Consider the following 21,173-nt stretch of genomic DNA (forward strand, 5'->3'; position numbering starts at 1 on the left):
TTGCCTGGTAGTGCAAAAAAAGGCATCAGGCGTTGCTGTAGCGGCCGGTTTCCGGTAGCCAGCGCTCGATCAGTGCCTGGGCCTGTTCGGGATAGTGCTGGTGGATGTGCCGCGCGACGCGTTGTACTTCAGGAATCATAGCCTGATCGCGCAGGAGATCGGCGACCTTAAACTCCGCGTTACCGGTTTGGCGCGTACCCAGCAGTTCGCCCGGCCCGCGGATCTCCAGATCGTGTTGGGCAATCACAAAGCCGTCGTTGCTGTCGCGCAGCACCTGCAAACGCTTCTGTGCCGTTTTGCTTAGCGGCGCTTTATAAAGCAGTACGCAGTGAGACGCGACCGCGCCACGGCCTACGCGTCCGCGCAGCTGGTGAAGCTGGGCAAGACCGAGGCGTTCTGGATTTTCAATGATCATCAGGCTGGCGTTTGGCACATCCACGCCGACCTCAATAACGGTCGTGGCGATCAGCAGCTGTATCTCGTTCGCTTTGAAGGCCTGCATCACCGCCAGTTTCTCCGCTGGCTTCATGCGTCCGTGCACCAGCCCTACCTGCAAGTCCGGCAGCGCGATTTTTAACTCTTCCCATGTCGCTTCTGCGGCCTGGGCTTCGAGCAGATCGGACTCTTCAATCAGCGTACAGACCCAGTAAGCCTGACGACCTTCATGGCAAGCGCTGTGCACCCGGGCAATGATCTCACTGCGACGGCTGTCAGGAATGGCCACGGTCGTCACCGGCGTTCTGCCCGGCGGCAGCTCATCAATGGTTGAGGTATCGAGATCGGCATAAGCGGTCATCGCCAGGGTACGCGGAATTGGTGTGGCGGTCATGATCAACTGGTGAGGATGGAAACCCTGCTCTTCCCCTTTTTCCCACAGCGCCAGCCGCTGGTGAACCCCAAAACGGTGTTGTTCATCAATAATCACCAGCGCCAGACCGTTGAACTTCACCTGCTCCTGAAACAGGGCATGCGTACCGACCACCATGGCTACGTTGCCGCTGGCAATAGCATCTTGCTGCGCCTGACGCGCTTTCCCTTTTTGTTTGCCCGCCAGCCAGCCAACTTCCAGGCCAAGTGGCGCAAGCCACTGACGGAAATTATTGGCATGCTGCTCAGCCAGCAACTCTGTCGGTGCCATCAGCGCCACCTGTTTGCCGTGGGCGATAACGTTCAGGGCCGCAAGGGCCGCGACCAGCGTTTTACCCGATCCCACGTCACCCTGGACAAGCCGCAACATGGGATAATCGTGCGCTAAGTCTTTTTCAATTTCCGCCACGACGCGTTTTTGGGCGGCAGTGGGGGAAAAAGGCAGGGCGGCCAGTAAGCGGTCACTCAACGTATGACGGGCGGGCATCGGCAGCGCGTAATGGCGCTGCGCACCGGCCCGAACCGCCAGCATACTGAGATTATGCGCCAGCAGTTCTTCAAGAATCAGCCTGCGCTGAGCGGGATGCTGCCCACTTTCAAGTTCGCTGAGTTTGACATCGGGTGGGGGACGATGCAGCGTGCGTAAGGCGTCGGGCAGGCTGATCAGTCCGCCGCTTAACGCCTGCGGCAACAGTTCCGTAATAGGGCAGTTTTCCAGCAGAGTTAATGCCTGGTCGGTAAGATTGCGCAGTGTTGCCTGACGAATGCCTTCGGTTGTGGGATAGACTGGCGTCAGGGTTTCTTCCAGCGTCACATGGCTGTGCTCGCCCTGTACGCGGTATTCCGGATGGATAATTTCTGCGCCGCGCTGCCCGCGTTTAATTTCGCCCCAGGCGGTTACCCGGCGGCCGGGGGCGAGGCTGTTTTTCATACCGGCATTGAAGTTGAAGAAGCGCATGGTTAACACGCCGCTGCCATCGCCGATCTGGCAAACCATCATACGTCGGCGGCCAAAAGTAATGTCGGTATGCAGCACGTCGCCTTCGACCGTTGCCCAAATTCCCGGTAACAGGTCGTTGATAGCATAAAGCTGGGTGCGATCTTCATAACGCAGAGGAAGGTGTAGCAGTAAATCCTGGATAGTATGCAGGCCAATTTTAGCCAGCTTTGCTGCCTGGCTGGCGCCGACGCCGGTCAGGGTACTGAGCGGTATGGCATCCAGCAGACGGCCTTTCATTTCTTACTTCTGCCTGTTGCTTGCATCGTTGCCCACCAACTGTCATCGGCTTCTATCTCGCCCTGCGCGTTGATATGGGGATAGGGCATCCGTTTATGTTTTGCCACGCGCGCCAGAACAGGATACCCCCCTTCAAACAGCAGGCGCTGTTGTTCTTCGTAATCCAGAAGGCTGGACTGGCGTTGATACATACCGGCATTTTGCCGCTGGCGCTGGGCTTCATAAAGAATCAGCGCGGACGCAACAGAAACGTTGAGTGACTGAACCATTCCCACCATCGGAATAATGATGTGACGATCGGCCAGAGCCAGGGCTTCATCTGTGATACCGGTTTTTTCCTGACCCATCAAAATACACGTGGGTTTGGTGTAATCAATCTCACGAAAATCCACAGCGTCAGCAGAGAGGTTTGTCGCCAGTATCTGCATCTTTTGCGTTTTAAGATGGCCAATAGCGTCGGTGATTGAACGGTGCGTCACAACCTTTACCCAGCTATTGCTGCCGGCCGAAGCCGAAGCCTGAGTTCGCATGCGTTGGCTTGGCCACACGGCATGGACCTCATGAATCCCCACCGCATCCGCAGTGCGGATCACCGCGGAAACGTTGTGCGGTTTATGCACCTGCTCCATGCAGACGGTAAGGTCATGCTGACGCAGGGCCAGCATTTCCTGAATACGAGAAAAGCGTTGAGGATTCATGCACTAGTTACGGTTGCGGTGAACTTTAATCACATCCGGCATCACACGAATTTTACGCATGATATTCGCCAGGTGGACGCGATCGCGTGCGGTCAGACGGATAAAGGCACTGTAAACGCGGCCATCGCGTTCTTCAGTATTCAGGCTCTGAATATTGGAGCCCGCCGTGTTGATCGCTGCCGTCAGGTTCGCCAGTGCGCCCTGGTGATTAAACATATCGACCTTGATCTCAGCCACAAACTCTTGCTCCGTGACTTTATCCCACTCCACCGGCATGAATTTTTCTGGCTCTTTTTGATAGCCGCGAATATTTCGACAGGATTCATGGTGAACAACCAGGCCTTTACCCGGACTGACGTGTGCAACAATCGGATCGCCGGGAATAGGACGACAGCATTTCGCAAAGGTAATGAGTACGCCGTCTGCGCCTTTGATGGGCAGCTTGCCCTGTTTTTTGTTGTTATTGAGCGCGTTAGTGTCAGTTTGAAGCAGGTTTTTGGCCACCACCACGCTCATTGCATTCCCCAGGCCGATTTCTGCTAACAGATCGTCCAGTGAGGTCAGCTTCATGCGGTCAAGCTCATGCTTGATGTTTTCAGCCGGCACTTCCGCCAGTTTACGACTGCCGCCCATCGCATGGCTGAGCAGGCGACGTCCCAGATTTACCGAGTCTTCACGCTTGAGGTTTTTCAGAAGCTGACGAATCTTAGCGCGCGCTTTGGAACTGACCACAAAGTTGAGCCAGGCGGCGTTAGGACGTGCGCCGGGCGCAGTAATAATCTCAATGGTCTGGCCGCTGGTGAGCGTCTGGGACAGCGGATAAGGCTGACGGTCAACGCGCGCGCCCACACAGGCATGACCAATATCGGTATGTACTGCATAGGCAAAATCGACCGGTGTGGAGCCGGTCGGCAATTCGACGATGCGGCCTTCTGGCGTAAAGACGTAGATCTCATCCGGAAAGAGATCGGACTTCACGCTTTCAATGAATTCAAATGAGCTACCGGCGCTCTGTTGCAGCTCCAGCAGGCTTTGCAGCCAGCGCTGGGCACGAATTTGCGCCGTGGTGCCGCTTTCGCCAGCTTGTTTATAAGCCCAGTGCGCGGCAACCCCCATTTCGGCCATCTGATCCATATCTTCGGTACGGATTTGCACCTCAACCGGTACGCCATGCGGCCCGATCATAGAGGTATGCAGAGATTGATAGCCGTTAGCTTTGGGAATGGCAATATAGTCTTTTACCCGCCCCGGACGTGGCTTGTATAAGCTGTGCATCTGGCCCAGGACGCGGTAGCAGGTATCCAGATCTTTCACGATAACGCGAAAGGCGTAAATATCCATGATCGAGTGAAAACGCTGCTCTTTCAGCGTCATTTTGCGGTAAATCGAGTAAAGGTGCTTTTCGCGCCCACTTACCCGGCAGGGAATACCGGCTTCCTGCAGGCGACCGTCGATCTCAGAGAGGATTTTTTGAATCATCTCTTTACGGTTGCCACGGGCCGCTTTCACGACCTCTTTAATCACCCGAAAACGATTGGGGTAGAGCGCTTCAAAACCCAGCTCTTCCAGTTCCGTTTTTAGGTGATGAATCCCCAGGCGATGTGCCAGAGGACTGTATATTTCCAGCGTTTCCAGCGCGATGCGACGGCGTTTATCAGGACGTAACGACCCGAGCGTACGCATGTTGTGGGTGCGGTCAGCCAGCTTGATGAGAATGACGCGGATATCCTGCACCATCGCCATAATCATCTTGCGGAAGTTCTCTGCCTGCGCCTCTTTCTTATCACGGAATTTCAGCTTATCCAGCTTTGAAACGCCTTCAACCAGCTCGGCAACGCTCTTACCAAACAGCTGTTCCATATCCTGATAGGTGGCAGGCGTGTCTTCAATGACGTCATGCAAAAGCGCGGCCATGAGGGTTTCATGGTCGAGCTTCATTTCTGCCAAAATACAGGCTACCGCGACAGGATGCGTGATGTAAGGCTCGCCGCTGGAGCGTGTCTGTCCCTCGTGGGCATCACGTGATACGAGATAGGCTTGCTTGAGGCGCTTAATCTGGTCCTCAGGCAAGTATTGTTCAATCAGTTGATTGAGACTTTCAAACAGATACAAGGTTGACCTGCAGCTAGCTGTTAACGACGACCTTCAGCGATAGCGGTAACGGCCTGTAACTCCGCGGCTTCCTGCTCTTGCTGCTCCTGACGATCACGCACATCTAAAATCTGATTGGTGACCAAACCTTCTTCGATTTCGCGCAATGCGATAACGGTGTGTTTATCGTTCTCTTCGGGAACCAGCGGATCTTTTCCGCCTACCTGCATCTGACGTGCACGACGTGCAGCGACCAACACCAGGTCAAAACGATTACCCACTTTTTCTACTGCGTCCTGAACGGTTACGCGTGCCATAGGTGTGCTACTCCACAGATGAAGAAATGACTCGGCATCATACTGAAACTGGGTTCAGACTGCCAACAGTTTGCTGATCAAAGCGTCATGGCGCGCTTTCTGACGGGCCATGCGCAGACGTTCTGCGCGAATAATGGTTTTCAGATCGGATAACGCCAAATCAAAATCATCATTCACGATTAAATAGTCGTATTCGGCATAGTGGCTCATTTCTGCCACGGCCTGTGCCATACGACGTGCAATGACCTCTTCGCTGTCCTGACCGCGACCACGCAGGCGACGATCCAGCTCTTCTTTAGAAGGAGGCAATACAAATATACTGCGCGCGTCGGGCATTTTAGCGCGAATTTGCTTCGCACCTTGCCAGTCAATATCAAGAAAAACGTCTACGCCGGTCGCCAGAACTTGTTCAATCGTCTTACGCGCGGTGCCGTAATAGTTGTCGAAAACTTTCGCGTGCTCAAGGAAGGCATCTTCCTCGATCATCTTTTCGAACTCATGCTGCTGAACAAAGAAGTAATGTTCACCATGTGCCTCGCCCGGCCGCATGCCGCGCGTGGTATGTGAAACAGACACTTGCGTATCATACAGCGGCTGCGTTTTTAACAGCGCCTGAATCAGACTGGATTTCCCTGCGCCACTGGGAGCAGAAACAATATAGAGCGTACCTTGGGCCATGATTTTCTTGAATTGATTAAGTGCGGAGTCGATTTCCTGCACAGTATACACAGCTTCCCCGCGCCACGCAGCGTTTGCGCCGCCATCGCGGCGAAAAGTTTATGCGACCAGGTACGCAAAGCCGCTTTTCGCATCTGAAAACACACCTCAATGTTCACACAAGCCGTCCCAGAATGCGCGAATGCAGCTGGCTCAGCCTGACGTTCAGCGCTTGAATGATAAAAAATCAGGAGGTGACGGATGAAAGGGATGTTAACTGCCGGGCTGATGCTGTTATTCAGCCCTATTTATTCCTTTGGGGCCTTGTGTCCTGCATGGACGCCTGCACGTGCGGTGAGTGAGATCGGTCACCTGCAACAACAGCTTCGGCACTGGGATAACGCGTATTACCAGCAGGGGCATTCGCTGGTTGCGGATGCAGATTACGATAGTTTGCAGCAACGGCTTAACCACTGGCAGCGCTGTTTTACGCAGACGGCGGGCGACTATGTGCCTGCTTTGCCGGGGGACGGTACCTTGTGGCATCCGGTTGCGCATACGGGCGTAAAAAAAGTACAGGATAAACGTGCACTGGGTTACTGGATGCAGACGCGGCAAGACCTTTGGGTCCAACCGAAAATCGATGGTGTTGCCGTCTCGCTAATCTATCGACAGGGAAAACTGGTGTCGTTAATTAGCCGTGGAGATGGTTTACACGGTGAGCAGTGGCTGGCGAAAGCCAGACGGATTCCTGCCATTCCGGCGATGATTGACAGTGATGACGCTACCGTTGTCTTACAGGGCGAGCTTTTTTTGCGGATGACCGGTCATCAACAGGCGACCAATGGCGGCAAGAACGCCAGAGCCCGCGTTGCGGGGGCAATGATGAGTCAGGAAGACTCGCCGCTGCTGGAACAACTGGATATTTTTATCTGGGGCTGGCCTGACGGGCCAGCCAGTATGCATGAACGCCTGACCCGATTGGCTGCATGGGGATTCGATCTTGCCAGTCACTGGACCCAACCCGTTCAGGATGAAGAGGAGGCTGAAAGCTGGCGTGATCGCTGGTTTCATGCACCTTTGCCTTTTGTCACCGATGGCGTTGTCGTGCATCAGGCAACTCGTCCGGCGGGAAAATACTGGCAGCCAGGTGAGGGAGAATGGGCTATCGCCTGGAAATACCAGCCACCGGCGGTCAGCAGTGAGGTACGCTCCGTTGATTTTTCGATAGGGCGCACGGGAAAAGTCGCAGTGGTACTGAACCTGCAACCTGTGCAGTTGGATGATAAAACCGTCAGGCGAGTCAGTATAGGGTCGCTAAAACGCTGGCGTGAGCAGGATATTATCGCAGGCGATCAGGTGACGATTAGCCTTGCGGGTCAGGGCATTCCACGGCTTGATCGCGTTATCTGGCGCGTGGCGCAGCGGGATTACCCTGAACCGCCTGAACCTGAGCAATTCACGCGACTAAGTTGTTATACCTTAACGCCGGATTGCCATCGCCAGTTACTGGCGCGTTTGAGTTGGCTGAGCCAAAAGTCAGTGCTCGATATTCCTGGTGTGCAACGCAGTACCTGGCAACGGCTACTGGAAACCGGCTGTATTACGCATCTGTTTTCCTGGCTGACCATTACGCCAGAACAAATCGCCACCGCAGCGGGTATTTCATCCGAGAGAGCACAACACATCTGGCATCGGTTTGATTTGACCCGGAAACAACCTTTGCGTCGCTGGCTCAATGCGTTAGGCATTGAACTGCCGCAAAAGGCACTGCGCGCACTAGACGATAAAGCGTGGGACGCTGTGCTGACTCGGGATGTAAAAGGCTGGCAATCTCTGCCCGGCGTGGGCGCATTGCGGGCAGAACGTATTACCTCACATCTTAAGGATGCCGAGCTGCGAACGTTGATTACCTTTTTACAGCAGCAGGGTATCCCTTCCTCATCAATGATCGGGATGGGGATAATTGAAGATGGGCAAACCGAGGCGAAATCGCAGGGCCAGCAGGCGGGCAAAAAAGCCAAAGAGTAAGGTGATAATAATCACAACCTCATGTGCCAGAGGGGTTTTCAGCAGCAGGATGTACATCCAGCCTGATGCGAACGCGATACCGGCATATAACTCTTTTTGAAACACCAACGGGATACGATTACAAAACATATCGCGCAAAACGCCGCCAAAGACGCCGGTAATAACCGCACTGATCGCGGCAATAATCATGGCATGGCCCGAATCCAGGGCGACCTGCGCACCGATAATAGAAAACACCACCAGACCAAGCGCATCCAGTACCAGAAACACCTTTCGTAGATGGGTCATTAACGGCGCGACAAACGTGGTCACCACGGCAGCAGCGGCTACGATCATGATGTATTCAGGATGCTTTACCCAACCCAGCGGATAATGACCAAGGAGAATATCGCGCACTGAACCCCCGCCTATCGCGGTCACAGAAGCAATGATGATCACACCAAACAGGTCCATTTTACGACGGCCAGCGGCAAGCGCCCCCGTCATTGCCTCAGCGGTGATACCAAGGATATAGAGAACAGTAAGTAACATAGCAGGCTCCAGGAAGACGGCGGCAAGGCTACGCCACTGAAGAGAACGGCGCGACTGAGATTTTCTGTTAATAGCTTTAAAAGTATCAGTAAAACTCACCCTTTTAGGGTAAACTTTTATTAATCAATAATTTATGGAAAATTAAGGGCCTGTATCAACACAAATTCTATTGGATAAACCGGGTCAGCCTTACTCCCCGTTGACATATTGCACGGCTCAGGCTCTTTGAGACGACATTATGTTGGTATAAACAGAGAAAGGAAACAGTGTAAGCCGGGAATCTACAGGGCTGGTTAATGGCAGCCCGTATGCGGGGTGAGCGCAAGTGAAGTGTGGGTTAAGCGAGCGGAGAAGGCTGTTGATGCAACGTGCCAGGTCTTATAAAAACCGTGCTGATCGACAACACGGCAAGACCGCTTTTCAGGTGTCCGGCACCCAGCAAGCGCATTATATATTCCTGAGGCAGATCTGGAAGAATGTTTTCAGACTGAATTGATATACCGGTTGAAACCATATACGGCCATAACAGCAGTAAGCCAGCATTCTTACTGACACCATTGCCAGGTAGCCCCATAGTGCGCACAAAACCGAAGGTGTGCTCCATACCGTCAGCAGTGTAATGACCAGGCCCACGAATACGGATGATATTTCGCAAAATGCGATATCGGAAAATTGTTTTTCGCGCTGCAATATCGCGCGATAGTGTTGCCCCTGAGGAATGATGATAAAGATGACGGCAGCCATCTCAAGCATCATGGTTATCTGTGGCTGATTAAACAGCCGATCGACAACAATGCCGGAAATAAAAAAAACAGCAAAAATGATCAGTCCCAGCAGTATGTTGCCCCAGTAAATAACCGATAACCTATTGACTGAGAGTGTCGAATAACGAATCACGCTGTTTGAGAACCCGCGATCCGCCAGTGTGTCAATGACCAGCAATCCAGCAATGACAACAGCCAATAAATTAAAGGCTTCAGCCTGCAGAATTTTACCCAGCAGGGAAAGTTGCAATACGCCAATGCTTAATATTTTAAACGATGAAAGAAGCGGCCAATTAACGTGTATAAGATTTATTTTACGTATCGCCATAATATTCCCGCCGGGTAAATTGTTATGACGGTAAGCAGACAGTGATGCCTGCTTACCCTCGGGGTTATTTATATTTTATTGTGGTTTTTCAGTTAACACGGCCTTGAGCACATCAGCACTGCATAAAAATCACGCGTAGTGCTAAATGCTTTTTTATGTTTAATGCCCAAACCTGTTCTTCTTTTCTTCATTTAACGATGAACATTAAAAACGATCCCTGTTATATCGTTATAAAGGTTTTGCTGTGTGTAGATAATTTATAACGCTTTTTAATGAGGTTAACATCATAAGGAAAATCTGATATGTGATTTGAGAAAGGCGATAATGTTTATTGTCTGGATGATATTTCTCACTTGCTAAATAAACGCTTCATAACGACTTGTGGCAAAGTCACGTATGACTATTCAGTAGTAAACAATACAAAATAAAAAAGGCTTTGAAACGTTATACATAGCGTCGTTTTAAGGCGATGACCCAGGATTTTTCCCGTATGAAACACTTAAGCCGGGGCAAAGAAAGTGCAAGGTGGTTATGTAAGCAATGGTCGTAGCGCTTATCCATTCTGAACGTAAAAATTTCCCAGACGTCAAAATATGTTCATGGTAGAGAGGCACAACGTCATAAGAGGAGGTATGGCAGATGCGGGTGCGGCCGTTTTATGGTCAGGACAGAATATTGATATCTGCACGCTGGATGAGCAAGTGCTGTGAGTCGTAACGGGGAAAGAGCGATAGCGGCAGTATGAAAAAATAAAGCAGGCTTGAGCCTGCTTTATCGTTATACGTAGAGAGACGCTTCACCTGGTGGACGCGTTTTAAATCGGCGATGCAGCCAAAGGTACTGGTCAGGCGCTCGCATGATTTGGCTCTCAATCACTTTATTCATATAGGCAGCGGCGGCTGATTCATCCGTATGGGGGTAGTTTTCCAGAATCGGTTCGATAATCAGTTTATAACCATCGTTGCCTGGATTACGAATCAGCATGATCGGCACCATCGCAGGCTTGGCCAGGCGAGATAAAACGTATGTGCCGTTTGTTGTCGCTGCTTTCTCAACGGCGAACAGCGGTGCGAAAGTACTGCCTTTTGGGCCGTAATCCTGGTCCGGTGCAAACCAGACGGATTCGCCCTGCTTAAGCGCCTGTACCATCCCGCGCAGATCGCGACGGTCAATCATCGCTTTATTGGATCGCATGCGGCCTTTGGTCTGAACGTACTCCATCGCGCGGTTATTATGTGGTCGGTACATTGCCATCATCGGCTGACACAATCCGCTGATGCGGCCACCCAGCTCCAGAGACATAAAATGGATGCCGATTAACATCACGCCCCGGCCTTCATTCTGAGCAGAATAGAGGTTTGCAAGCCCTGAGACAGTAAACAGGCGCTTAACGGCGTGGTCTGGCCAGAACCAGGCAATGCCCGTTTCAAGCAGCGCCATACCAAGAGAAGCAAAGTTTCCCGCAATCATGCTTTCTTTGTCTTCATCACTGATGCCAGGAAAACAAAGTTCAATGTTACGACGGGTAATGCGCTCTCGACGCTGAAGGAAATGACGGGAAAGTTTACCGGCACCTGCGCCAAGTCGCATCAGGACAGGATAGGGAAGTTGAACTAAGAGCCAGAGAATGCCAAGACCAAACCATGTAAACCAATAACGGGGATGTAAAAGGGTGCTGCTGAACTGCCTGGTGTTTTTCATCATTGACCTTAAAGGATTGATGGATGTAACGCAAAAAGACCCATTCCTTAAGTTCCCAAGCGGTACGGCTGTACTAACTACGACCAGCACTTTATCAAAAAGTGCCCTCTGTCACAGTGAGCTTTCGTCATCTTCAGGATTAGGATGATCGATTGCATCGGCGCGTCATCGAGCAAGAAATGGTGGTGTGAAAAGATTTTATTGTTATAAAACAATGTCTTATTTTTTCGGTTGTGTGTTGAGGGTAGCAAAACAGGCGTCTGGAAATTAAGACAGTTCTGTACTCAACAGCCACCATCTTTTCGATAAATTTACATTCTTAGTGGCAAAAATCTAAAAAATGACTATGCATGAGTATGCACAGGCTTCTTGTGAAAAGCTACATGATGAATGCGTGCGCACTGTTCAGGATGTTTGAGAACTGGAAATTCAGCGGAAATTATCCTCACAAGCGATACACGTTTACCCACATATGTAACGTGTATGGCTTAAGAGAAAAACCGAGCCTGGAAAAGAAAAATCCTAGTTATAGGTAATCGTCATCAGGCGAAAATCACCGACTTTTTTTAACTGCACCTTACCCAGCTTAAGCGGCAAAGATTGTTGGCTGTCATTCATACGCAGGGTTGTGGCTTCAGTTTTACCTCCTCTCGTGCAACTTTGTTTAATCTGAGAATTAACAATAAGTGTGTCACAACCGGGTTCCACAATTGAACCTTTGAAATTGATTTGTCCGCCAGTGGCAAAAGACAATGGCGATAACGTCATTAATACAAACACAAAAGTTAATTTTTTCATGGCTTCAGTCTCTGATTGGTTTCACAAAGAAAGAACGGCATTTAAAAATAAAACTTTAGTAGAACATTCGTTTTTTATTTCTCATCTTTGCTTTTTTAATACGAAAATGTGAGCGAATTGGTGTTTTTTTGTTGTGTTATAATACCGAGCATTAAAAATAAGCAGGCTTATCGTTTCTGAAAGTTTTTGCGTATCTGGCTTTTAATTAATGATTTCTTTCGGAATAACGCATTTTGGGTAATGAAAGGCAACTTAAAACTAATCGTACTTATCAACGCGTATAAAATTCCTTACATACGCAGTCTGAGTGATAACTCAATGAGGTAGGCACGATTACACGTGCTGACACGTAACGTCATGTACTGATCTTACATACATAAGAATTTTCCTCATTCTTATTTTTTACCTGAGTTGTCGGCTGTCAGGCTTCTATGATTGATGATGACGTTTTTTAACAGGGAGTTTTTCTTTTCGGGAGGTTAACGAGATGAAGCGTAAATGCTTATAATGGAATGGTTGCTTATATCGTGTGAATACAATAACTTTTAGCAAGCGTATAGAATTAGTCGCTGTAAGGTTAGGAAGTCGCATGATAGATAGCGTTATGCATGCTTAATTATTTTCACCTCAAGGGTGATAAATGAAGATGGCGTTATACAGACTCCTGATACGTTAATACGTCATGATATCAATCTATCGGTAGGCAGGGTTTAAATATCGCCACCATCCTGCTTGACAGGATGGAGCTTAGTTTTCTCATTAAGACATTGCTCACCATCTGTGCATAATTTTAAAAAAATACTAACGATAATTAATATACATGAGAAATAAAAAAGCCCACTTAATATGGGCTTGCATTTGTTAATGCAGTTGTATGGATATTGCTCATGTTCTGGATTTGAATATCGATTGAAATAATTAATGATTATAAATCATGGGGTTAGTGGTTTACTTTGTAGTGCATTTCTGTTCCACTTACAAATCCACTCACCGTTAAGCATAATCACAAGCTATTCAGCTTACAGGTTTAATGGTTGTCGTAAATCTATCACCTTTGATCAGTTCACCAGAAGGTTTTCGATAGTAAGACTCACCATCAAGACGGTAATAAGTGTAGCCATCCTTTGTTTTAGTGATATCCATGATCCAGTTTGACTTGTCTATACAGTTTTCTTCTGTTTTCATGTCGTCAAAGCATAGCAAGTAATCGATATCATGGTCTGGAAACAACCCAGAGTTCTTAGGCGCTAGCTTTTGATACTTGCCATCAAATTTCCAGATTGAAACATTGTACGTTTCAGGAGAAGATATGGTTTTAGCACCATTATTATCCCACCACTTGATTTTATCACTATCAGTGAAAGGCATGTTTTTAACTAACAATTCTTTGTTATAACCTGAACCGTGAATGGCAAGGACCTTAGGAGAGTTGAAAAAAAACAAATAAAAGAATGTAAGCATGAACACTGCAATAATAAAAATTATGATTTTTTTGATACTCACCCGTTCCTCCTACCACTAACCTCAAATGCAGCTTTCATGTTGGTAAAAAAAGGTTTAAAAGCAAACTTTTCCCACCGTTGAAGTACAAACCAAATGCGAAATGCCCTGATATAATGAAATTTCATGTTCATAATGTCAGTTTTGTCGAGACCAAAATGATCTTGTCCTGTAAAAGTTATCTTTGCTACATAACCATTATCACTTATATTAAGTTCTGTAAGCTCAATATTAGTAGCATATATATCATGTATTGACATTCCTAACCCGTTGAAGCTGTCTGCCCAACGATTGAACTTAGGAAGTTTTGCATTACCGATCTCTTTAGTTATTTCATTTCTGGAAGAATCAGATAAGCCATTTTTTGCATCGATGGTAAGCTTGTCGAGCTGTGCCTTAATTATTGAAAGGGGAGAAGACGAAGATGATTGTCCATTTAATATTAAATTTTCATATGCTTTATTAAGAAAGGGGCTGGAATAACTTTTCCCATTGCCGTGATAGAAGTGCTTAACAAGATTGTTGAATATTTGGTGCTGTCCAAGATAATAGGCAGGCATAGAAACCCGAAGAAACTCATCAAAAAGAAGCTCAGCCATTTCCGTTGTGGATTTTGGTTGCGATTTACGGAATGAACCAAATACTGAAACTTCCTCTCCTGTCCAGGGATCGACAATATCAGAAACATCCTCAAGATTTAAATCACGTCTAAGTTGTTTTTCAGTAAGGTCGCCACATTGCATATCATCAGAACTGTAGTCATTAAACTGATGTTTAGTCTGATAAAGTGTGACTGGGAAAATCAAGGGTGACATAATAACTTCCTTATTTATGATATTAATTTTTCAGACTGAACTCATTTTTTTAAAACTAGTCCTAAGTCTTTAAATATCGTCATGTCTGTAAACTCATCTCCTTGTTCTTACAGGCTAATTCTTTTTTGCTCCTTCATAACCTTTAGCCCATTCGTGTAATAATAAACTTCATATTCGAGAAAGGGAAGTGTGGAGAATCTCATCTTTTTCTAAAATTACTGGTATTGTAGGTATCCTGGGTTCAGTTCCAGGCACTTTTTGAGATCTCCGGCTTTCAAGCCATCAACGGGTATTCTTCCAGCGTCAGGTTGTTCAGGGGCTCATGAGGTCGCTCGTTGTTATGTTCAGCCAGCGCTCCTTTATCTCCCGTGCTTCATTCAGCGTTCTGAACAGATAAAAATCCATGATTTCTGTCCGGTATGTTCGGTTAAGGCACTTAACAAAGACGTTTGTGTCGGTTTGCAGGGATACTTACATACTTACCAATTCTCTCTCCGAAATCCGTGGATTTCATTGGACAGTCATGTTCACTAATGGAAATGAATGAGTGTAAAAAAAGCCCATGTAACATGGGCTTGTAGAGGTTTTTGGCCAGTAGTGGAGATTACTCGATATTTTGAATCTAATCACAACATAAAGTATATTATGCTGATTTTAAAGTATTTTTATAATAGATCCCTTATTTTGGTACATGTATTGGTACATCCGGTACTCTCAGCGACTCTAAAGGATCCCATACTTTTTCTCTCGATTTGAGAAGGCTATGTGACCACCTTCAAGAATCGAACATATATAGTGTCTAATTCCTGTCTGGCTTTTAATATTACCATCTTCAATCGCTCCAGAATTATACTCTATAATTTCTCCATCATTACTCGCAACAATAACTTGTTCGGAATCACTATTGATTACTAAGTTAGCGTTATGAGTAACAATTATTACCTGCCTGTATTTTTTTATAGCCCTGAACAAAGGCACTAGTTGCCTCATTATGAAGTCATTATCAAGGTCGTCTTCAGGCTGATCAAAAACGAAAGGACTTCCGAAAGGATCTGTCGCTAGCTTTAAACTAACATAAAATGTCCCTCTTTGCCCCACTGATAACTTATCAATAGTCCTGCCTCTGTAAGTGAAGACAGCATTAACATTCAGGTATTCTTTTATTTTATGGGGTGAGAAAAGATAATGCATTAAATCGTATCTGCCTCCTTGGTTAAAAAATTCTTGCCGCCAAAATAAATTTTCTATATTTACTTTGGTATCTTCACCTTCAATATTTATTAATTCATCCCCACGAATTAATGAAAAGAAATCATTGTTATTTCTTATGTTGAAAGTTTCAATCAGTCTTTCTCTGGTCGTTTTTTCAGACGTATTCCTAAATTTACCCCTGTTTATACATGCCTCTAATCTGACCTGCTCCCCGTTGATTAATACACCGCGATGTTAGTAATGTCTTCATAAGCCACATGAGGACATTCCCATGAAGAAGCGTTTTTCCGACCAACAGATCATCAGTATCCTCCGCGAAGCTGAAGCCGGGGTTTCTGCCCGTGAACTCTGCCGCAAGCACGCCATTTCCGACGCCACCTTTTATACCTGGCGTAAGAAGTATGGTGGTATGGAGGTGCCCGAGGTTAAGCGCCTGAAGTCGCTTGAAGAAGAGAACGCCAGACTCAAGAAGCTGCTTGCCGAAGCCATGCTGGATAAGGAGGCACTCCAGGTGGCTCTGGGGCGAAAGTACTGACGACAGACCAGAAGCGGGAAGCCGTTGAGTTTATGTGTGGTGCGACCGGTCTGTCGCAACGTCGTGCCTGCAGACTCACAGGTTTGTCCCTGTCGACCTGCCGCTATGACGCTCAGCGTCCGGCGGATGATGCCCATTTATCAGGGCGCATTACTGAACTGGCACTGGAGCGCAGGCGTTTTGGCTACCGCCGCATATGGCAGTTACTGCGCCGTGAAGGGCTTCTGGTTAATCACAAGCGCGTGTACCGCCTTTATCATCTGAACGGGCTGGGCGTTAAACGCAGACGTCGTCGTAAAGGGCTGGCAACAGAACGTCTGCCGCTGCTCCGCCCGGCGGCGCCCAACCTGACTTGGTCGATGGATTTTGTCATGGACGCGCTCGCCACCGGTCGCAGGATCAAGTGCCTGACCTGTGTGGACGACTTCACGAAGGAATGCCTGACGGTCACTGTTGCCTTTGGGATTTCAGGCGTGCAGGTGACACACATTCTGGACAGCATTGCGCTGTTTCGAGGCTATCCGGCGGCGATAAGAACTGACCAGGGGCCGGAGTTCACCTGCCGCGCACTGGATCAATGGGCTTTTGAGCATGGTGTTGAGTTGCGCTTAATCCAGCCGGGCAAGCCAACGCAGAACGGATTTATCGAGAGCTTTAACGGACGATTTCGCGATGAATGTCTGAATGAGCACTGGTTCAGCGATATCGTTCACGCCAGGAAAGTCATTAAAGATTGGCGGCAGGATTATAACGAGTATCGTCCGCATTCAGCACTGAATTATCAGACGCCATCAGAGTTTGCAGCACGGTGGCGGAATGGAAAATGTGAAGGTAAACAAACCGACATTACTAACTGATGGTTGTATCTAATACTGGGGGCAGGTCAAATCCTGTATAAAACTTATCAGTGTCAAAAGATATTTGCCCTTTTATATCAATTTCAGAAAGGATGCTCTGTACAATTTTGTTTTGTTCAAGGTTCCAATCAGGATTGTCGTGCTTTAGACGTTTGAAAGAATCGTTTATTTTAGTTTCTTCTTCATCTAAAAAAGTCTCATAATCCAGTGTGAGTTTGCTTCTTTCTGCTACATATCCATGATAGCTTTCCGTTTTACTTGATATAGAAGCTAGCTCTTTTTTAGCATTGTCGATGTTCCGTTGATATTCTGCTATTTTTTGAAGGAGTGATGAGACATCTTGGTTAATACCTTGATTGTGAAATTCATCTCTTATTTTTTGGTTTTCTTCAAAGCAAGCTTTGATAGATTCATCAAAGTTAACAATGTTAGTCATTAATGGGGGAACAAAAAAATCAATGTTTATGGTAGGTGATTTGTTTACCAATCCCTCAAGTGAATTATATTCATTGACTCTGCTATTGATTTCTTCAAAACTCCTTTTGAAATAAGAAATTAAACCTCTTGTTTTTTCATGTAGTATTTGTATTTTGTTGAGCTTTTCAGTGTTCTTTTGGTAAAGATCTATAAGTTGTTTGTTTTTAGGGTTTGTTAGTGTGTCTATAAGTTTCTGATTTGTCTCAATAATACTGTTTTGATACTGATGCGTGTTGATCGAGTTGTTATTGGAATCCTTTTCTTGCCAAAAATCTACAAAATCACGATATCTTGAAAGGTTCTCTGCTATTGCTTGAGTAGTTATCGGATCAAAGGATTGGGATTTCAATCCCAGCATTTCTTTTATTTCATCACTCAACCTTACAGGATCTACGGTGGCGTTCATGATATCACCTTGTGATACATGCAAGTAGCTGTATGGAGACTCGGATTCCTCGTTAAAAAAAAGTTCAGCCTCCTCACCAAAACCTTTATTCAAAGACACGGATATTTCACTACAATCCAGTTTTTTTATTTTCTTTAAAGAAATGTCTCGAATTAATTTTACCTTGATTGCATCAAGAAAAATACTTTTCCCTGTACCCCTTCCACCAATTATTGAAACCATATTTTTATTCAATGGGATAGACTGTTCTTTAAATTTAAGTCCACCTTCAGAAAAAATATTTCCAGAGATATTTATCTTGCTAAAATATGGTTTTATTAGTTCTTTTTCAACAAAGCTATCGTTTTGTTGAACTCTTTCATCTGGCTCAAATAATGTTTGTCTTAAGCCTTGGAAATTTGGTTTTGCCTTTACCCAAGTATACTTGGTGCCTATTTTTTGATAGTCATGGGCATCAGAACATACAAAAACAGGTTTTAGGGGAGCATTTTCAAATCTTTCTCCCCATAGAAAGAAATCTCTGTCACGCTCTCTCCCTAATACAATATGCCCTAGCTTATCTATCTCCTTAGCAACAGCTACTGATCGTCCTTCATTCCTTTCAGGTTGAAAGCCGCCATAGCCATTAGGGCAAATTGCCACTAAATAATCTTTTCCAAGAGTAAAAGACTCATCTAAGCCCTTGATTAAACTTGCAAAGTCAATAAATGCATCATGTAATTTTATCTTGGATTCAATGATTGATGACTTGCAACACCAAATGCTTTTTCCTTCGTCAGTTGTATTTGATATCTTTATCTTTTCAAGTGCACTATTTATCTTTTTAGTACTGATGCTTTCAGAGAAAATCACATGGATATTAATCCACTCACCTTCCTTATTTGGTTGTGATATTCTGAATTCAACATTACCAAGAATAGTAATGGGATAATGTAACTCTCTAAATTTATCTCTTAATTTCTCAAGCTCATCTTCACTAAGATACCAATAGTTTGTAATTCCTAAAAGCTCTATGTCATTAGCAATGACCTCTTTTGCGAAGTTATCTAGATCTGTTTCTTTATATTGATTATTAATATTAGTAAGCGGAGAGTGAATATGTAAATCCCACTTACTCCACACTGAACCAATCATTTTTCTTCTCCCTACGCACACTCGCGCTCGATTATTAAATAGTACTGGTTTTTTAATTAGTTTAACTTATGTATGGTTTTTAAGTTCACCCGCGCTTTCTCTTGAGTGTTCCTTTCATGACATTGTTTTTATTGTCTTTATGTGGTTTTTGCTATGAATGATACTCTCTAGATGCTAATGAAAACATAAAATTTTGCAAACTTTAAAATTGCGGGCATCTTGGAAGCCATGTAAATGTGACTTAGGTCAAATCCTGTTGTCTTGGCGATTTATTGGTTACGGTTCTTTTTAAGCTTGCGCGCGCACTCGTAGCCCCGCCACGCCTGCGCACTTCATGTAGTGGTTTTCATGCACCTGCATGAGTGGCTCCGGGCCGCGCCGCTGCTGGCCTTTGCTGTCGTTTTTGGGTGCCTGAGACTCATGCGTTTTCATGCAGCATAGACATGCACTCGCACAGCAGACGTAAAAAAGCCTGGCATGAACCGGGCTGAGGGGCTTTTAATTCTGGCCGGGAAACCGTTTACGCTTGCGCCGGTCCTGCCAGGCTCCCCGGAAGAGGTACGCGCCTGCAAGGTTGATGACGTCATCACGGAACATCAGCGGCAGCTTTGTATTCGTCCAGCTCAGCATCAGATTCATGATATATCCACGGTAGAGCGTGTCTGCATCGTTTGCCCCTTCAAGTACACCCAGCGCATGGGGTGAGCCATACCGCTCAAACTGGCTGTACTTCATTCTAAGCAGGCTGGTCAGCTCAATGGCGTGGAAGATAAAGAATTGATCAATGAGCGCATCGATGCGCTTGTCCATGATGCGCTCATGGCAGGTGATGTAAGCGTGAGCCTTTTGCCCGGTTGCGTCGGCCATCCCCGGCAGCTGCTTTTCCCTCTGGGTAATCAGCCCGGCCAGCTCGGTCGCCGTTTCCTGCGGCTCCAGATACTCCGCACGCAGCACCTTCATCTTCGGCGTGACGGTGCCGCCGTTCTGCTCCAAGCAGCTCACGAAAGCGCGCCCGGTTGTCCAGGCCTGCCTGCTCCGTTTTAGCCTGGCTGTGGCGGAGTGCCTCAACGCTCTCCGTGGCGACGGTTTCGTTGAACACGGTGGGCAATTTGAATAACGGTTTTTTGTCGGGTAGCGGTTAATAAGGTGATTGATACACCGCGTGATACAGCAGATGATAGCGATTTTGCGAGAAGTCTGGATTCGACAATAAAACCCGCATATTACGGGTTTTATTAGTACTATGATGTTATAAAAAAGCCAGCGAGAAGTTACTCAATATTTTGAATCTGCTCACGCATCTGTTCAATCAACACTTTTAACTCAATCGCTGAGTTGGTGATCTCTGCATTGATTGATTTAGAGGCCAACGTATTCGACTCGCGGTTGAATTCCTGCATCATAAAGTCGAGGCGACGTCCTACGGCTTCTTTTTTCTTCAGAATGTTGTACGTCTCTTTGACATGCGCATCCAGACGATCCAGCTCTTCTGCGACATCCACACGCTGCGCCATCATGACCAGTTCCTGCTCCAGACGGTTGTTTTCCAACTGTACTTCGGCGTCTTCCAGTTTGGCGATCAGACGTTCACGCTGCCACTTGATCACGTCGGGCAGTTGAGCACGCACTTTACTTACCTCATGCGTCACCGCTTCCAGCCGCTGCTCAATCATCGCTTTTAATGCACTACCTTCGCTTTCGCGTGCGTCGATGAAATCATCCAGCGCGCCATCCAGTGCCTGGATCAGCTGTGTGTTGATCGTATCCAGATCCTGCTCTTGCGCAGACATCACGCCCGGCCAGCGCAAAATATCCAGCGGATTGATCGAGCCTTCGTCGCTCTGCATTTTTACCCAGTTAGCGGCCTGCACCAGCTGTTTAGCCAACGACTCGTTCAGCATCAGCTCGCCTTGCGCGCCCGGGTCAGCATCAAAGCGCAGATTACATTCGATTTTACCGCGCGTCAGACGCTGACGAATGCGTTCCCGAATCATCGGCTCCAGCCCGCGGAACTGCTCCGACAGACGGATGTAGGTTTCAAGATAACGTTGATTAACGGAACGCAGCTCCCAGGCGGCGCTGCCCCAGTCGCCTTTGACTTCACGGCGGGCATAGGCGGTCATACTGCGGATCATAAGCGTTACTCATTTTCAGAAAGATTAGCGTCAGTATAACGAGGCAAGGCTAACCATAACAGGTGTAAGCGTGAACAGGATG

16 protein-coding genes and 2 pseudogenes are annotated in these 21,173 nt (G+C 47.1%); 2 read left to right on the forward strand and 16 right to left on the reverse strand.

Annotated features, from left to right (window positions below):
- Positions 1-25: 25 nt before the first annotated feature.
- The 5 genes from recG to gmk are packed head-to-tail and all read right to left on the reverse strand — an operon-like array spanning position 26 to position 5,888.
- The gene (gene recG, locus QNH99_RS00580; RefSeq protein WP_283350722.1) at positions 26-2,104 is read right to left on the reverse strand and encodes an ATP-dependent DNA helicase RecG; all 2,079 of its coding nucleotides are present in this window, start codon (positions 2,102-2,104) and stop codon (positions 26-28) included.
- Positions 2,101-2,802: a tRNA (guanosine(18)-2'-O)-methyltransferase TrmH gene (trmH, locus tag QNH99_RS00585; protein WP_063877735.1), complete on the reverse strand. Its 702-nt coding sequence runs from the start codon at positions 2,800-2,802 to the stop codon at positions 2,101-2,103. Before trmH ends, recG begins: the two co-directional genes overlap by 4 nt.
- Before the next feature lie 3 nt (positions 2,803-2,805).
- Positions 2,806-4,914: a bifunctional GTP diphosphokinase/guanosine-3',5'-bis pyrophosphate 3'-pyrophosphohydrolase gene (gene spoT / locus QNH99_RS00590; protein WP_063877734.1), complete on the reverse strand. Its 2,109-nt coding sequence runs from the start codon at positions 4,912-4,914 to the stop codon at positions 2,806-2,808.
- A 20-nt stretch (positions 4,915-4,934) separates the two neighbouring features.
- Positions 4,935-5,210, reverse strand: coding sequence for a DNA-directed RNA polymerase subunit omega (gene rpoZ, locus QNH99_RS00595; RefSeq protein ID WP_063877733.1), 276 nt, complete (start codon positions 5,208-5,210; stop codon positions 4,935-4,937).
- A 54-nt stretch (positions 5,211-5,264) separates the two neighbouring features.
- Positions 5,265-5,888 (reverse strand): guanylate kinase, encoded by a 624-nt coding sequence (gene gmk, locus QNH99_RS00600; protein WP_410517192.1) that lies wholly within the window; start codon positions 5,886-5,888, stop codon positions 5,265-5,267.
- 240 nt (positions 5,889-6,128) lie between these two features.
- On the opposite strand from gmk, the gene ligB reads away from it, so the two are divergent.
- On the forward strand, positions 6,129-7,898 hold the full coding sequence (gene ligB, locus QNH99_RS00605) for an NAD-dependent DNA ligase LigB (RefSeq protein WP_256853273.1): 1,770 nt from the start codon (positions 6,129-6,131) through the stop codon (positions 7,896-7,898).
- On the opposite strand, the gene QNH99_RS00610 is transcribed toward ligB, so the two are convergent.
- From QNH99_RS00610 to QNH99_RS00645, 8 genes and pseudogenes are all read right to left on the reverse strand, one after another.
- Positions 7,812-8,429 carry a trimeric intracellular cation channel family protein gene (locus QNH99_RS00610; protein WP_063877730.1) on the reverse strand — a complete coding sequence of 206 codons (618 nt, stop codon included), beginning with the start codon at positions 8,427-8,429 and terminating at the stop codon, positions 7,812-7,814. The two genes, ligB and QNH99_RS00610, sit on opposite strands and share 87 nt — an antisense overlap.
- Positions 8,430-8,876: 447 nt before the next feature.
- Positions 8,877-9,521: an oligosaccharide flippase family protein gene (locus tag QNH99_RS00615; RefSeq protein WP_063877729.1), complete on the reverse strand. Its 645-nt coding sequence runs from the start codon at positions 9,519-9,521 to the stop codon at positions 8,877-8,879.
- A 777-nt stretch (positions 9,522-10,298) separates the two neighbouring features.
- Positions 10,299-11,222, reverse strand: a complete 924-nt coding sequence (gene lpxP, locus QNH99_RS00620; protein WP_063877728.1) for a kdo(2)-lipid IV(A) palmitoleoyltransferase — start codon at positions 11,220-11,222, stop codon at positions 10,299-10,301.
- 522 nt (positions 11,223-11,744) lie between these two features.
- Positions 11,745-12,020 (reverse strand): hypothetical protein, encoded by a 276-nt coding sequence (locus QNH99_RS00625; RefSeq protein ID WP_063877727.1) that lies wholly within the window; start codon positions 12,018-12,020, stop codon positions 11,745-11,747.
- Positions 12,021-13,034: 1,014 nt separating this feature from the next.
- On the reverse strand, positions 13,035-13,523 hold the full coding sequence (locus QNH99_RS00630; protein ID WP_218995945.1) for a DUF943 family protein: 489 nt from the start codon (positions 13,521-13,523) through the stop codon (positions 13,035-13,037).
- The gene (locus QNH99_RS00635) at positions 13,520-14,335 is read right to left on the reverse strand and encodes a DUF3289 family protein (RefSeq protein WP_410517193.1); all 816 of its coding nucleotides are present in this window, start codon (positions 14,333-14,335) and stop codon (positions 13,520-13,522) included. Before QNH99_RS00635 ends, QNH99_RS00630 begins: the two co-directional genes overlap by 4 nt.
- 274 nt (positions 14,336-14,609) lie before the next feature.
- A pseudogene (locus tag QNH99_RS00640) lies at positions 14,610-14,770 on the reverse strand (integrase core domain-containing protein); the annotation flags it as partial.
- A gap of 288 nt (positions 14,771-15,058) precedes the next feature.
- A pseudogene (locus QNH99_RS00645) lies at positions 15,059-15,745 on the reverse strand (TrlF family ATPase); the annotation flags it as partial.
- Positions 15,746-15,818: 73 nt separating this feature from the next.
- Between QNH99_RS00645 and QNH99_RS00650 the strand changes: the two are divergent.
- Positions 15,819-16,939 (forward strand): IS3 family transposase gene (locus tag QNH99_RS00650; RefSeq protein WP_109718365.1). Its coding sequence is split into 2 segments (ribosomal slippage): positions 15,819-16,077 and positions 16,077-16,939, totalling 1,122 coding nucleotides; the frame shifts between segments, so codons are not numbered across the junction.
- Here QNH99_RS00650 and QNH99_RS00655 read toward each other — a convergent pair.
- From QNH99_RS00655 to QNH99_RS00665, 3 genes are all read right to left on the reverse strand, one after another.
- The gene (locus QNH99_RS00655; protein ID WP_410517194.1) at positions 16,932-18,956 is read right to left on the reverse strand and encodes an ATP-binding protein; all 2,025 of its coding nucleotides are present in this window, start codon (positions 18,954-18,956) and stop codon (positions 16,932-16,934) included. The two genes, QNH99_RS00650 and QNH99_RS00655, sit on opposite strands and share 8 nt — an antisense overlap.
- Before the next feature lie 498 nt (positions 18,957-19,454).
- On the reverse strand, positions 19,455-19,958 hold the full coding sequence (locus QNH99_RS00660; protein ID WP_410517195.1) for a hypothetical protein: 504 nt from the start codon (positions 19,956-19,958) through the stop codon (positions 19,455-19,457).
- 269 nt (positions 19,959-20,227) lie between these two features.
- Positions 20,228-21,091 (reverse strand): YicC/YloC family endoribonuclease, encoded by an 864-nt coding sequence (locus QNH99_RS00665; RefSeq protein ID WP_410517196.1) that lies wholly within the window; start codon positions 21,089-21,091, stop codon positions 20,228-20,230.
- Between the last annotated feature and the right edge of the window lie 82 nt (positions 21,092-21,173).

Origin of the sequence: Pantoea allii (genome assembly GCF_046529425.1) — a bacterium.
GTDB classification, from domain to species: domain Bacteria; phylum Pseudomonadota; class Gammaproteobacteria; order Enterobacterales; family Enterobacteriaceae; genus Pantoea; species Pantoea allii.